Genomic DNA, 13,648 nt, shown 5'->3' on the forward strand with positions numbered 1-13,648 from the left:
CGTCGGCGACGTGGCCAAGGATGGCGCAGTCGGCGAAGACGTTTTTCGAGACGCACGACGGGTCGATCTCGACGTGGATGACCTCGGCATGGGGCGCCCACGCCTCGAGCTTGCCCGTCACGCGGTCGTCAAAGCGCGCGCCGATGGCGATCAGCAGGTCGCAGTTCTGAACCGCCATGTTGGCCCAGTACGTCCCGTGCATCCCCAACATGCCGAGCGACAGCTCGTCGTTCTCCGGGAAGCTGCCCAGGCCGTGGAGTGTCGTCGTGACCGGGATCCGAGCCTTGCGAGCCAACGCGGTGAGGTGCTCCGTCGCGTTGCCCGAGATCGTCCCGCCGCCGACGTAAAACAGCGGGCACTGAGACGCCGCGATCATTTTGGCCGCGCGCTCGATCTTGGCCGGCTGCGGCGGGTGCTCGTAGGCATACCCGCGAATTTCGACCGAGTCGGGGTACTCGAACGGCGTCTCCTCGACCAGGATGTCCTTGGGCAAGTCCACCACGACCGGTCCCGGTCGTCCGGTCCGTGCGATGTGGTACGCGGCCTTGATGGTCGGCGCCAGGTCCGCCGCGGATCGCACCTGGAAGCTGTGCTTCGAGACCGACCGCGTCACGCCCATCGTGTCGACCTCCTGGAACGCGTCGCCGCCGATCAGCGGGACCGCGACCTGGCCCGTGAACACGACCATCGGGATCGAGTCGAGCATCGCGTCGGCAATGCCGGTCACGGTGTTGGTCGCGCCCGGACCGCTCGTGACGAGCACGGTGCCGACTTTGCCGGTCGCCTTGGCGTAGCCCTCGGCCGCGTGCGTGCCGGCCTGCTCGTGGCGCACCAGGATGTGCTGAAACGACGGCTGGAGCTGAGCAAACGCGTCGTAGATCTTGATGATCGCGCCGCCCGGGTGGCCGAACACGAACTCGACGCCCTCGGCCTCCAAGCTGCGCACGAAAATGTCGGCGCCGGTCAGGACGGGAGCCTCGGCAGCCGGCGCCTGAGAGGCGGTCGGCGTGGCGCGGTGGGCCGGGCGTGGGGGAGCGAGCGTAGACATGGCGTGCGACCTCGAGGTCGAGGGGCTAGACCGTCGGGGTCGTGGGAGAGGAGGGTGTCTTCGAGGTCGAGCCGTCGCCGCCGGGCGCGACCTCGAGGTCGGGCATCCGCAGGACGGCGCCGTCGGAGGCGGACGTGACGAAGTGGGCGTAGCGGCCGAGCCAGCCCGACCGGATCTTGGGCACGAACGGCGGGCGCAAGGCCAGCCGACGCGCGATCTCGTCGTCGGAGACGAGCAGTGTCAGCTCGCCCTCGAGGATGTCGATTCGGATCCGGTCGCCGGGCTCGACGGCACCGATCGCGCCGCCGGACGCCGCCTCGGGCGAGACGTGGCCGATGCTCAGCCCGCGCGTGGCGCCGGAAAAGCGTCCGTCCGTAATCATGGCAACCGACGTGTCGAGCCCCATCCCGGCGAGCGCCGAGGTGGGCTGCAACATCTCGGGCATCCCCGGTCCGCCCTTCGGTCCCTCGGTGCGGATCACGACGACCTCGCCGGGGACCACGTCCCCGCCCATGATGCCGGCGACTGCGTCGTCCTGGGACTCGAAGATGCGGACCGGCCCCTCGAACGTCAGCATGTCCTCGATGACGGCGCCGCTCTTGACGATGGCCCCCTCCGGCGCCAGGTTGCCATAGAGGACGGCCAGGCCGCCCGTCTCACGGAACGCGTTCTCGACCGAGTGGATGATGTCGGGCCGCTTGTTCTCGGCGGCCTCCAAGGTGGCGCGCAGCGGCCCGGCGACGGTCGGGCGGTCGGCGTGGATGGCGCCGGCTCGGTCGAGTTCGGCCAAGATGGCCGGGATGCCGCCCGCGGCCTCGACGTCCTCCATGTGGACGTCCGGCGTCGAGGGCGAGACCTTGCACAGGTACGGCGTCTTGGAGGAGATCTCCGCCACGCGGCGCAGGTCGTACGGGATCTCGGCCTCGCGTGCGGCGGCGAGCAGGTGCAAGACCGTGTTGGTCGAGCCGCCCATCGCCATATCGAGGGCGAACGCGTCGTCGAACGCCTCGACCGTCGCGATGTCGCGCGGCTTGAGGTCCTCGTCGACCAACTCCACGACGCGGCGCGCGGCGTTGCGGGCGAGTTCGCGGCGGCGCGGGTCGGTCGCCAGGATGGAGCCGTTGTAGGGGAGCGCCAGGCCGAGCGCCTCCATCAGGCAGTTCATCGAGTTGGCCGTGAACATGCCCGAGCACGACCCGCACGTCGGGCACGCCAGCGTCTCGATCTCCAACAACTGCGCGTCGTTGATCTCGCCCGTCTGGTGCCGCCCGACGCCCTCGAAGACGCTCACCAAATCGATCTTCTCGCCGCTCGGCAGGCGCCCGGCCGCCATCGGCCCGCCCGACACGAACACGGTCGGGATGTTGAGGCGCAGCGCGGCCATCAACATGCCCGGAACGATCTTGTCGCAGTTCGGGATGCAGACCATCCCGTCGAGCCAGTGCGCCGCGGCGACGGTCTCGACGCTGTCCGCGATCAACTCGCGCGATGGCAGCGAGTAGCGCATCCCGATGTGGCCCATCGCGATCCCGTCGTCGACGCCGATCGTGTTGAACTCGAACGGGACGCCACCCGCCGCGCGGACGGCGTGCTTGACCACCTTCCCGAACGACTGCAAGTGCACGTGCCCCGGGATGAGGTCGATGTACGAGTTGCAGACGCCGATGAACGGCTTGTCGAAGTCGTCGTCGGACTGGATCTGGCCGGTCGCGCGGAGCAGGCTCCGGTGCGGAGCCCGTTCCCAGCCGGCCTTGACGGTGTCGCTGCGGCGTGTCATCGTTCGCGGGGAGTCGTCCTCGAGGACGCGGGTTTGGCTCCGACCTCGAGGTCGGGCGCGGTCACGCGGGGTCGAAGGACGCCATGATGCCCTCCTGGACGAAGTCGCCTTCCTGGGGGCGATCGTTGTCGAGCCCGTTCCGGGCCTCGATGTACGCCTCGGCCGAGGCACGCAGGATGTCCGTCGAGGTCGCCTTGCCTTGCGCGAGCGCGGGGCCGTCCGAGACGACGACGAGCGCTTCGCCCTGAGCGTCGGCGGCGCCGGTCAGCGCGCGGATCGTGTACGACTCCAAGCGGTGCGGGCGGCCGGCGGCGCCGTCGAGGGCGCGGTAGATCGCGTCGACCGGCCCGTCGCCGGTCGCAGTCTCGACGCGGAGCTCGCCGGTCGCGCCGATTAACAGGGTGACCTCGGCCTGGGGCGGCTCGGTCGTGCTCGTCGTCACCGTCAGGCTGGCGAGCGTAAAGGGAGTAGCGGAATCGGTCATCGTAGCAGGGTTTGCAATCAGGTGGAGGTCGGCGTCGTAGATCTCTTTCTTGCGGTCGGCGAGGGCGACGAATCGCTCGTAGACCGCGTCTCGGTCGGCGTCCGCGACCTCGAGGCCGAGACGGTCGAGCCGGGAGAACAGGCCGTGGCGGCCGCTGTGGCGGCCCAGGCGGATGGACTCGGCATCGGCACCGACGTCGCCGGCGCTCATGATCTCGTAGGTCTCGCGGTTCTGGAGCACGCCGTGCTGGTGGATGCCGGCCTCGTGCGCGAAGGCGTTCGAGCCGACGACGGCCTTGTTGGGCGCGACCGGAAAGCCGGTCACAACAGCGACCAACCGGCTCGCCTCGCCCAGCGTCTCGGTGTTCAGACCGTGCGTCACGCCGTACTGATCAGCGCGGACGCGCAAGGCCATCGCGACCTCCTCGATGGAGGCGTTTCCGGCCCGTTCTCCGAGGCCGTTGATCGTCACCTCGACCTGCCGGGCTCCAGCCTCAACGCCAGCAAGCGTGTTCGCGACGGCGAGACCGAGATCGTCGTGGCAGTGCGTCGACAGGATGGCGCTCGGTCCTGCGCACGTCCGGGCAGCCTCGAACAGCGCCGCGTAGCTCGAGGGCGTGCAGTAACCGGTCGTGTCCGGGATGTTGATGGTCGTGGCCCCGGCCTCGACGGCGGTCGAGACGACGTCGCACAAGAACCCGTGGTCGGTGCGCCCCGCGTCCTCGGCGCTGAACTCGACGTCGTCGGTGTACTCGAGCGCCTGGGCGATCGCGTCGCGCGTCATCGCCAGGATGCTCTTGCGCTGCTCCCGAAGTGTGGCGCCGAAGCGCGGCGCGCTGAACTTGGCCGCGATGTGGATGTCGCTCGTCGCGATGAACGTGTGGATCCGGGTCCGTTTTCCGCCCCGAAGAGCGGCGCCGGCGGCCTCGATGTCGCCCGACTTGGCGCGGGCCAGCGCGCAGATGACCGGGTCCTCGTCCCCGAGGGCGGCGACGATCTCGCGGACGGCCTCGGCCTGCTGGGGCGACGAGACCGGGAAGCCGGCCTCGATGACGTCCACGCCCAACGCGGCCAGCACCCGGGCGATCTTGAGCTTGCCGTCCAGCGTCATCGCGGCGCCGGGCGACTGCTCGCCGTCGCGCAGGGTGGTGTCGAAGAAGGTGACGCGGTCGGTCATCGGTCTAGGCAGGTGTAGGAACGGACTCGAGGACGGCCTGGGCGACGGCGTGGCCAACCGCTGCGGTACCGGCGGAGCCGCCGAGATCGGGTGTGACTGTCCCGGCCTCGAGGGCGGAGTCAACAGCGCGGCGGACGGCAGCGGCGGCCTCGCTCTCGTCCAGATCGTCGAGCAGCATGGCCGCGCTCAGGATGGCGGCAATGGGGTTGGCCACGTCTCGGCCCTCGAGGTCGGGCGCGGACCCGTGAACCGGCTCGAACAGGCCGACGTCTCCGCCGACGCTGGCGGACGGCAGCAGGCCCAGCGTGCCCGGCAGCGTCGCGGCGAGGTCCGAGAGGATGTCGCCGAACAAGTTGCCGGTCACGACGACGTCGAAGGCGCGCGGGTCGCGGACGAGTTGCATCGCCGCGTTGTCGACGTACAGGTGGTCGACCTCGAGGTCGGAATACTCCTCTTGGTGCAACCGGGCCACCGTCTCGCGCCACAGCGCCGACGACGCCAGCACGTTCGCCTTGTCGACCGACGTCACGCGGCCCCGGCGCCCTCGCGCCGTCTCGAACGCGACGCGCGCGATCCGCTCGACCTCGAGGACGGAGTACGCCATCACGTCGGACGCGTGGTCCCCGGTGCGCTCGTGAGCGCCGAAGTAGATGCCACCCGTGAGTTCTCGAACGATCAGCAAGTCCGTTCCTGCGACGATCTCGGAGCGCAGCGGCGATCGCTCGGCCAACACGTCTGGCACCGTGACCGGGCGCAAGTTGGCGAATACGCCCAGCTCTTTGCGTAACCGGAGCAGCCCGCGCTCGGGGCGCTTGGCGGCCTCGATGCCGTCCCACGCCGGTCCGCCGACGGCGCCTAGGAAGACTGCGTTGGCCCCGTGAGCAGCCTCGAGGGTGGACGCCGGCAGTGGGTCGCTAGACGCGTCGATGCCAGCGCCGCCGACCGGGTGCTCCGCCGTCGTCAGCTCAAACCCAAACGCGCGCGCGGCGGCCTCGAGGACGACCTCGGCTTGCCGAGTCACCTCGGGGCCGATTCCGTCGCCCGGCAAGAGGGCCACCGTGTAGGCGTGTTGCTGCATCGGGGGGACTTGGGTTCGACCAACCCAAGAGATTCCGCGTGTGCGTCGAGAGTCGGTCTTCGGGGTCAGCCTCCTACGAGGAGGCCAATAAGAAGGAGGACCGAGAGGACGGCGGCGGTGACCCCATCCGCCAAACGGCGGGCATCGAGGACGGTGGGACGGAGAGCGAGTGCGATCACCAGAGACGCCTCTTTGAAGGCGCGTTGAATATGGTCCGCAGGTTAGACGCGGGCTGGAGCGTCTGCAATGGCCTCCCCGAACCTGGAAGCCCTTCCAATGAAGAAGGATTGGTGAACACGATCAGATTTTGGGGTCGCCGTGCCCGCCCGCCACTCACGAGACGGCCTTCGCCCGCCCGCTCCGTCCTCGTCCTCGAGGACGAGCGCCGTCCTAGAACACGCTGACGAGCAACGTCCCGACGCCGGCGCCGAGGAGGGCTAGGGAGACCCCAAGGCAGATCCGCGCGAACCCGGTCCGGCCACGGCCGAGTTCGAGGCCGTTGAGGAACAGGTCCTGGCCGACCACCGAGAGAACGGTTGCCGCCGCGAACAAGGCGACGGCGAACCCGAGCTGGTCGTCCGACCCGAGGTACCCCGCTTGCAGAAGCGCGAGCGTGCCGCCGGCCGCCGTGAGCAGCAGCGTCCCGACACGCCTGAACTGGTCAAACTGGAGCTGGTAGGCGAGACCCGGCGGGACGTCCTCGAGGACGCGGTCGGGATCGCGACTCGGCTCGGCCGGGCCGTGCGGCCGGAACGCTTTCGTCCTCGAGGTCGATGTCGTGGCCGCCCTCCACTACGCCGAGACTCTGCGGGCGGCCTCGACGATGGCCTCGACGGTGATGCCGAGGTCGTTCAGCGCCTGCGCGCCGGGCGCACTCGTGCCGAACCGGTCGATCGCGATCGTCTCGCCGTCGAGCCCGACGAACCGCCCCCACCCGACGGGCGACGCCGCCTCGACGGCCACACGCGCACGCGTCGAGGACGGAAGCACGGACTCGCGGTAGGCGTGGTCCTGCTCGAAGAACAGCCGGTCGCACGGGACCGAGACCACGCGTGCGCCGCCACCGATCTGCCTTTTGGCCTCCATCAACAACCCGACCTCGGAGCCGGACCCGATCAGGATCACTTCCGGCTCGCCGTCCGAGTCCGCCACGACGTAAGCGCCCTTCGCGACGCCGTCGGCCGCCATCGAGGCCGTGCCCTCCATCGTGGGAAGTGCTTGACGGCTGAGCGCGAGCGCCGTCGGCCGGCCGGACTCGAGGGCGACGCGCCACGCGGCGGCCGTCTCGTTCGCGTCGGCAGGGCGGATGACGAGCAGGCCCGGGATCGCGCGGAGGCCCGTGAGCTGCTCCACCGGCTGGTGCGTCGGGCCGTCCTCGCCCAGACCGACCGAGTCGTGCGTGAACACGTGGACGACGGGGGCACCCATCAGAGCGCCCAGCCGGATCGCCGGCTTCGAGTAGTCGCTGAAGATCAGGAACGTGCCGCCGTATGGGCGGATGCCGCCATGCAGCGCCATCCCGTTCATGGCCGCCGCCATGCCGTGCTCGCGGATCCCGTAGTGGACGTAGCGGCCCTCGGGCGTCGCGTGCTGGAAGTCCGTCATGCCCTTGGCGAACGTCTTCACCGACGGTGTCAGGTCCGCCGAGCCGCCGACCAACTCCGGCAGCGTGCTCGCGATCGCGTCCAGCACCTTTCCACTCGCCGCCCTCGAGGCCATTCCCTTGGCGTCGGCGGGGAAGGAGGGGAGCGCGTCGGTCCAGCCGTCGGGGAGCGCGCCCTCGATGCGGCGCTGGAGCTCCGCGCCTGTTTCGGGCTCGGCCTCGAGGATGGCGTTCATTCGGCCCTCCCAGTCGCACTGCTCCTCGGAGCCACGGAAGGCCTGCTCGTGGAACAGCGTCGTCGCGTCGTCGGAGACGTAGAACTCCTCGAGAGGGAGTCCCAAGTTTTCCTTGGTCGCCTTGATCTCGTCGTCGCCGATGGCGTCGGAGTGGACCGTGTGCTGGCCGGCCAGGTTCGGCGAGCCGTACCCGATGACGGTGCGGACCTCGAGGAAGGACGGCTTGTCCGTGACGCCCTGCGCGGCCTCGATGGCAGCGGCGACGGCGTCGTTGTCGTGACCGTCGATGTCGCGGATCACGTGCCAGCCCAGCGCCTCATACCGGTCGGAGCGGTTCTCCGTGAACGAGAGCTCCGTGTCGCCGTCGATCGAGACGTGGTTGTCGTCGTAGAGCACGATGAGCCGCCCCAGACCCAGGTGCCCGGCGAGCGACGACGCCTCGTTTGTGACGCCCTCCTGTAGGTCACCGTCCGAGGCGATCACGTAGGTGTAGTGGTTCACGACCTCGAGGTCGCCGGTGTTAAACCGGGCCGCCAAGTGCGTCTCCGCCATCGCCATGCCGACGGCGGTCGCGAGCCCCTGGCCCAGCGGCCCCGTCGTGGTCTCGACGCCCGGCGTGTGGTGGACCTCCGGGTGGCCCGGCGTCTTCGAGTTGAGTTGCCGGAACTGCTCGAGATCGTCGAGCGACACGTCGTAGCCGCTCAGGTGGAGCAGGCTGTAGATCAGCATCGAGCCGTGCCCGGCCGAGAGCACGAACCGGTCCCTGTCAAACCACTGTGGGTCCTTGGGGTTGTGCTTGAGAAACCGCGTCCACAGCACTGTCGCGGCGTCCGCCATGCCCATTGGCAGGCCCGGGTGTCCGGAGTTGGCCTTCTCGACGGCGTCGATGGTCAGGCCGCGGATCGTGTCGGCAGCCACCTTCTCGAGTCTGGCTCTCTCCTCGGCGGTACGGTCGGGTGCAGCGGTGGAGGTGTCGGACATCGAGGGCGGGGGAGAAGTGAGGCCAAGCTACGAGGAGGGGTCAAATTCGATCCCTCAACGGTGGTCTGCGGGGTTGGCGCCACCGGCCGGGCCTCCCGAGCGGAAGTAATTGCTTGCTCGTCCTTAAGAACGTTGTCATCGAACCGAACACCGAAGGGAATGCCGCCTGCCCCAAGCGTTTTCCATCTGCGATGAGAACGGCTGAGACCCCGATAAACTCTGAGGAACCCCCGAGCGACGTTGGCTCGCGGCTCCTCCACATCCTCTCGGCGTTCATCCCCGAGCGCGACCTCGACCGGATGGACCTTATCCGGATACGGCTCTACGTCGCAATGTCGATTCTCGTCGGGGCCAACGCCGGGATGTTTGCGGTTCTTCACCACGTCCACCACCTCGCCGGCACCAGCTACGCGGTGGTCCAGGTTCTCACCGTGATTTGTGGCCTGAGTCTGTCATTCCCTCTGCTTCTCCGGGTTGGACTTCCCTTTCGCATTCTGGGACCGGCGTTTATAGTGTTCTTCGAGGTCTCCTTGTTTGCGATCGCATGGTTCGATGGCGGGATCCGCTCGGGGGCCGTGTTCTGGATGGCGATCGTGCCACTAATTGCGGGATGCCTCGGAGGTGGACGGGTCGGGGCGTCGATAGCGCTGATGTCGGTCGTGAGCGGGGTCACTTTGTTCGCTGTCGGCGCAGGAGGGTATGAGTTCTCTCAATCCCTGTCCGCTGCGGATGCCTCGGGGCACTACCTCCTCAACTTCCTGAGCGCAGCCGTCGTCGTCGGTGTCCTATCGGTTCTTTACGAGGGGCCGATCGTGCGGCAGCTTCATAGCGAGCTCCACGCGCGCCGCGAGGCCCAGGACCAAGCAGAGGCAGCGACCCGGTCGCAAAGCGCGCTGCTTTCCAACTTGAGCCACGAGTTCCGAACGCCGCTGACGGCCGTCTTGTCTGGGGCCGAGATCCTGCGCGAAGAGGCCGACGCCCTGGATCGTCCCATCCTCGAATCAATGGAGCGAGGCGCGCGTCGCCTCATGGTCACCCTCGAGGACGTGATCGACCTGAGCCGGGTCAACGGGGGACACGTCGCTGAGCGTGAGTCCGTTGAAATTGACGTGCTCGTGCGTGATGCCGTCGCTCCGTTCGCGACCGAGGCGATCAAGAAGGGGCTCGCGTTCGAGGTCCAGGGAGAGCCCGCGACCGCTCTTGCCGCCGGCACTCCCTGCGACGGATCTTGTCGGCCCTTGTCGACAACGCCATCCGGTTTACCGAAGCCGGTACGATCGTCGTTTCGTTCGGAGCGGTGGCTGGCGGGGCCGTCTTGTGTGTGACCGATACTGGGGTGGGGATGACGGAAGAGTTTGCCCAGCGGGCTCCTGAGCCCTTTCTCCAGGCGTCCCAGGGACACGCACGGACGCACGAAGGTCTCGGCCTCGGGCTCACGCTGGCGGTCCGGCTCACCGATGCGATAGGCGGCGCTCTGTCGATCCAGAGCGCGCCCGGCCTGGGCACCACGGTCCGTGTCGAACTTCCGACGGCCTCGAGGACGGAGCGCCCCACACGGGACGCCCTCGAGGTCGCCGCCTCGCTCCAGCCGTTGGGCTACTCCCCAGTCGTAGCAAGGGCTTAATAATTCGAGCTATCCGTCGAAACCTCGGAGATGGTCCCAACCCTGTATCTGTGAGGTCTCGTACCTTCCGTCTCTCCTCCCTCATCGGCTGGTTCGTTCTTGGGGAGCGGACCCGCCTCGAGACCTTTCGGTACCGGTTCTTTGTGATCGGGTCGTGGGCGATCGCGGCCGTGGTGGCACTGATCACGGTGGTGTACGCGAAGACACCTGGTGTTGAAATCGTTGCCGTCGCCTCATTCGCGTTCCTGATCATCCCCGCGATTGGACTGCCGTTCCTGCTTCGGGTAGGCGTGTCTCTGGAGCTTTTGAGTGTCGCGTTGGTCGTCATCATCCAGGCGGCGCTCGCGTTCTCGGCGTTCTTGGACCGAGGGCTTCACGACGTGGCCCTGCTGTGGCTGGTTGCGACGCCCCTGTTCGCGGCATTCGTCGCCGGTCCCAAAACGGGAATCGCCATCGCGTTTACGGCCGCCATCGCAGGAGGGAGCGTTCTCGTCGGGACCGAGATGGGCTACGTCTTTCCGCTGCTGATGTCGGAGACGGCGGCGAACCGGTACTTCATCGCCAACTTCGTCATCGTTAGCGGCTTCGTAGCGGCTCTCGCGTGGGCGTACGAGGGGCCGATCTCCAAGTACCTCCGCGACCTGGCGAGAAACCTCGAGGAGACCAACGAGGAGCTTCGTCAGGAACTGGAAGGTCGTCGCAAAGCCCAGCATGCGGCCGAGGCGGCCAGCCGGGCGAAAGACGCCCTTCTCGCCAACCTCAGCCACGAGTTCCGGACCCCGCTGACGGCGATCGTGAGCGGGGCCGAAGTGCTCGACCTCGAGGCCTCCGACGACGACCGCGTCGTCATCGACTCGATGCACCGGGGAGCTCACCGGCTCCTCGCGACGCTAGACGGCGTCTTGGACCTGACCCGGCTGGAAGGAGGGAACGCCGACCTCGAGGTCGAGCCCGTCAACGCCGGAGCCATCGTGCGTACGGTCGCGAGTCGGTACGAGAAAGAGGCTTCTGCCAAGGGCATCGAGTTGCATGTGGTCGCGCCAGATGTGCACGCACGAGCAGACCAGGCGGCTCTGGAGCGCGTCGTCACGGCCCTGACCGACAACGCGATCCGGTTTACCGTGCGCGGATACGTCGGGTTGGGGGTCGCCCTCGAGGGCGAGGCCGTCCAGGTGGTCATCGCGGACACGGGGATCGGCATGACGCCTGAGTTCGCATCGACCGCCTCGGAGCCATTTCAACAAGCCTCAGAAGGACACGGGCGGTCACACGAGGGACTCGGCTTGGGGTTGGCGATCGCTCGAGGGCTGGCCGAGTCGATGGGCGGCCGGCTCGAGATCGATTCCGAGCCGGGGCGTGGGACGACGGTGACGGTGACGTTGCCTGTGGCTCGACCTGTGGACCAGGGTCCCGGTGCGGCCCTGGCTCGACCTCGATCGAAGCCCACACGCGGCGAGACGGCGGTGTAACCCAGCTTGCGCTTGGCGCGTCCTTTGGGCTCGCGTCTCATGTCCGCCATGCGCTCGATTCTCCTCGCCCTCGTTCTCGCCTCGCCGCTCGCGGCCCAGCCCTTCGGCCCGTCCAACACAGAGGGTCTATTCGTCCACCTCGCCCTCGATGCGCAATCGCTCTTTTACAACGAGGACGACTTCGACCAGGACGACTCCGGCGGAGGGATCTCAGTCAGGCTCGGATACGGGTTTTCGCCGGTGTTCACGCTCTACCTCGGGGTGTCGGGCGCGACGGTCGACGGCGACACGAATGGCGTGATCCGCGACGAGTACCGGTTCGCGGCCGGCGAGATCGGCGCGCGTCTCAATCTGAACCGGGGGAGCGCGTGGCGGCCGTACCTCGATGTATCGCTCCGAGGCGTGACCGCGTCGGACGACGACGTCGAGCTCGAGTTCACGGGCGGCGGCGTCGCGTTTGGCGGCGGGCTGGCTTACTTCGTGAGCCCGACGGTCGCCCTCGATGCGGCGGTGCGGATCGGCGGCGGCGAGTTTAGCGAGGTCGACTTCGGCGTGATCGCGTTCGACCTCGAGGAGTCTGGCTACGGCGAGGGGCGGTTCTCGCTCGGGATCACGGCGTACCCGTTCCGCTAGGGACATTGCGCCCTCGATGTCGGCTCGGCCTCGAGGACCCCGTCGCTAGGCCGTCGTCGCGGCGGCCCAAGCGCGCCACTCGTCCTCAAGGGCGTCCGGGTCGATGCCCTCAGCCTCGAGGGCGGCCCGCGTCGTCGCGCCTTGGAGGACGTGGTTGACGAGTCGGCCGAACACGCGTGGGCCGTACCGACCGGCTAGGTAGCGCGTGAGCGAGGACGACTGGGCGTAGAACAGCGTCGAGTTCTCCAGGGCCTCCATCGCCCGGCCCGAGGCCGCCATGCGGATGGGGCCGCTGCTGCCGGTCCCCTGGTCGAGCAGGCCGCTGGCGACGATGGGGTGGTCCATCGTCAGGAACGTGTCGAACGGGATCAACTCGCCGAGGTGGCGGGCGAGCACAGCGTCCCGGTTCCGAACCACGCGCGGGATCTCGCAGAACGTAGCGAACCCCTCGTCGATCCAATCGGGCAGGGCCGGGGCGCCGGAGTACGTGCGCGTCGTGTCGCGGACGAACGCGGAGCCTTGCTCGGCGACGTACGCGACGAGGAAGAAGTGGCCGGCCTCGTGGGAGAGCGGCCTGGACTGCGCGGTGGCGGTACCGACCCGCCTAACCGAGGGCGCGGCCTCGACCTCGACGGGGACGACGACCTCGAGGCCGCCGCGGCGGACGGTCACGTCGGCGGTCCCCCCGACGGGCAGCGGGGCGATGGCGCGCCGCCAGTCCTCGAGGCTCAAGACGATTTGTCCCGCGACAGCTACCACCTCGTCCTCGGACTGAAAAGGGCTCGCGTCGGCAACCGTCCCGATCACGCGCAAGGTGCCGGAGATGGCACGCAGCATCGCGCCAGCCGTGAGCAGCGCGTCGGCCGGTCCGCTAGACCCGCGGCGCGTCCAGAACGGCAGGACCTTGCGGCCGTCGTCCGGGAGGTCGAGGTCGGCGACCGAACTGGGGTCGTCGGTGACGACGACGGTTATGGGCGGCGGGGGCTCGCCGAAGGCGCTCTCGAACCGGAGCGCGGCGAACGAGACCTCCTCGATGGCGGCCTCGAGGTCGGCGGCGGTCGGCGCCCAGATCCGGGCGTAGGGACGGTCGGCTTGGAGGTAGCCGGCGGGCTGGGCCTGGGCCGTGACCGCGAGGAGGAGCAGGAGCGCGAATCGCATGGAGTTACGGGGCGTCGGTGGAGTCGATGCGGACGAAGAAGCCTCGGGTCGTGACGCGGCCTTCGCCGAGCGAGTTGAGAGCGTCTCTCGCGATGGAGTCGAGGACGGCGGGGTCCACCCCGAGCGAGTCGAGGCGGGCCTGCGCGTCGCCCTCGAGGGCGCGGACGCGGACCGCGCCAGGGCGAGCACGCACGGAGTCGAGGACGGCCTCGAGGTCGTCGCGGCTCAGCGTCGCGATCTCGCCGAGCGGTATGCCGCCGACCTCGAGGCCGGACAGGTCGCCGCCCCGGATCGAAAATGTCGAGCCACGCCGAGCGACGCGCGTCTCGGGATCGAGGCCGTCGATGCGGAACGCGTCGCCGAGGTGGAGCACACGTCGGC

The 13,648-nt window shown here is 68.6% G+C and carries 11 protein-coding genes and 1 pseudogene; 4 read left to right on the forward strand and 8 right to left on the reverse strand.

Annotated features, from left to right (window positions below; genetic code table 11):
- The 6 genes from WBA11_RS12415 to tkt form a co-directional block, all read right to left on the reverse strand.
- Positions 1–1,048 (reverse strand): thiamine pyrophosphate-binding protein (locus tag WBA11_RS12415; protein WP_424520993.1); only part of this gene is annotated, 1,048 nt, incomplete at its 3' end.
- Positions 1,049–1,073: 25 nt separating this feature from the next.
- Positions 1,074–2,825: a dihydroxy-acid dehydratase gene (ilvD, locus tag WBA11_RS12420; RefSeq protein ID WP_424520994.1), complete on the reverse strand. Its 1,752-nt coding sequence runs from the start codon at positions 2,823–2,825 to the stop codon at positions 1,074–1,076.
- Between the two features lie 61 nt (positions 2,826–2,886).
- Positions 2,887–4,485 carry a 2-isopropylmalate synthase gene (locus tag WBA11_RS12425; protein WP_424520995.1) on the reverse strand — a complete coding sequence of 533 codons (1,599 nt, stop codon included), beginning with the start codon at positions 4,483–4,485 and terminating at the stop codon, positions 2,887–2,889.
- A gap of 4 nt (positions 4,486–4,489) precedes the next feature.
- Entirely contained in the window at positions 4,490–5,563 is a 1,074-nt protein-coding gene (gene leuB, locus WBA11_RS12430; RefSeq protein WP_424520996.1) for a 3-isopropylmalate dehydrogenase, read from the reverse strand.
- Between the two features lie 390 nt (positions 5,564–5,953).
- Positions 5,954–6,088, reverse strand: coding sequence for a hypothetical protein (locus WBA11_RS12435; RefSeq protein WP_424520997.1), 135 nt, complete (start codon positions 6,086–6,088; stop codon positions 5,954–5,956).
- A gap of 267 nt (positions 6,089–6,355) precedes the next feature.
- Positions 6,356–8,383 carry a transketolase gene (gene tkt, locus WBA11_RS12440; RefSeq protein ID WP_424520998.1) on the reverse strand — a complete coding sequence of 676 codons (2,028 nt, stop codon included), beginning with the start codon at positions 8,381–8,383 and terminating at the stop codon, positions 6,356–6,358.
- A gap of 113 nt (positions 8,384–8,496) precedes the next feature.
- Here tkt and WBA11_RS12445 point away from each other — a divergent pair, with 113 nt between their 5' ends.
- From WBA11_RS12445 to WBA11_RS12460, 4 genes are read left to right on the forward strand one after another with little or no spacing between them, the layout of a single operon-like run.
- Positions 8,497–9,708: a sensor histidine kinase gene (locus tag WBA11_RS12445; RefSeq protein ID WP_424520999.1), complete on the forward strand. Its 1,212-nt coding sequence runs from the start codon at positions 8,497–8,499 to the stop codon at positions 9,706–9,708.
- The gene (locus WBA11_RS12450) at positions 9,612–10,007 is read left to right on the forward strand and encodes an ATP-binding protein (protein WP_424521000.1); all 396 of its coding nucleotides are present in this window, start codon (positions 9,612–9,614) and stop codon (positions 10,005–10,007) included. The genes WBA11_RS12445 and WBA11_RS12450 overlap by 97 nt, the downstream gene beginning before the upstream one ends.
- Positions 10,008–10,057: 50 nt before the next feature.
- Entirely contained in the window at positions 10,058–11,476 is a 1,419-nt protein-coding gene (locus WBA11_RS12455) for a sensor histidine kinase (RefSeq protein WP_424521001.1), read from the forward strand.
- A gap of 48 nt (positions 11,477–11,524) precedes the next feature.
- Positions 11,525–12,109: an outer membrane beta-barrel protein gene (locus WBA11_RS12460; protein ID WP_424521002.1), complete on the forward strand. Its 585-nt coding sequence runs from the start codon at positions 11,525–11,527 to the stop codon at positions 12,107–12,109.
- A gap of 45 nt (positions 12,110–12,154) precedes the next feature.
- Here WBA11_RS12460 and WBA11_RS12465 read toward each other — a convergent pair whose 3' ends face one another.
- The gene (locus tag WBA11_RS12465) at positions 12,155–13,267 is read right to left on the reverse strand and encodes a hypothetical protein (protein WP_424521003.1); all 1,113 of its coding nucleotides are present in this window, start codon (positions 13,265–13,267) and stop codon (positions 12,155–12,157) included.
- 4 nt (positions 13,268–13,271) lie between these two features.
- Positions 13,272–13,648, reverse strand: a pseudogene (locus WBA11_RS12470) (hypothetical protein); the annotation flags it as partial.

Origin of the sequence: Rubrivirga sp., from assembly GCF_049648075.1 — a bacterium.
Lineage (GTDB): Bacteria > Bacteroidota > Rhodothermia > Rhodothermales > Rubricoccaceae > Rubrivirga.

What these genes read in the sequence shown, in the direction of transcription:
- WBA11_RS12425 (WP_424520995.1), bottom strand. Translation starts at nt 4,485, where the DNA reads ATGACCGACCGCGTCACCTTCTTCGACACCACCCTGCGCGACGGCGAG.
- leuB (WP_424520996.1), bottom strand. Translation starts at nt 5,563, where the DNA reads ATGCAGCAACACGCCTACACGGTGGCCCTCTTGCCGGGCGACGGAATC.
- tkt (WP_424520998.1), bottom strand. Translation starts at nt 8,383, where the DNA reads ATGTCCGACACCTCCACCGCTGCACCCGACCGTACCGCCGAGGAGAGA.
- WBA11_RS12465 (WP_424521003.1), bottom strand. Translation starts at nt 13,267, where the DNA reads ATGCGATTCGCGCTCCTGCTCCTCCTCGCGGTCACGGCCCAGGCCCAG.
- WBA11_RS12460 (WP_424521002.1), top strand. Translation starts at nt 11,525, where the DNA reads ATGCGCTCGATTCTCCTCGCCCTCGTTCTCGCCTCGCCGCTCGCGGCC.
- ilvD (WP_424520994.1), bottom strand. Translation starts at nt 2,825, where the DNA reads ATGACACGCCGCAGCGACACCGTCAAGGCCGGCTGGGAACGGGCTCCG.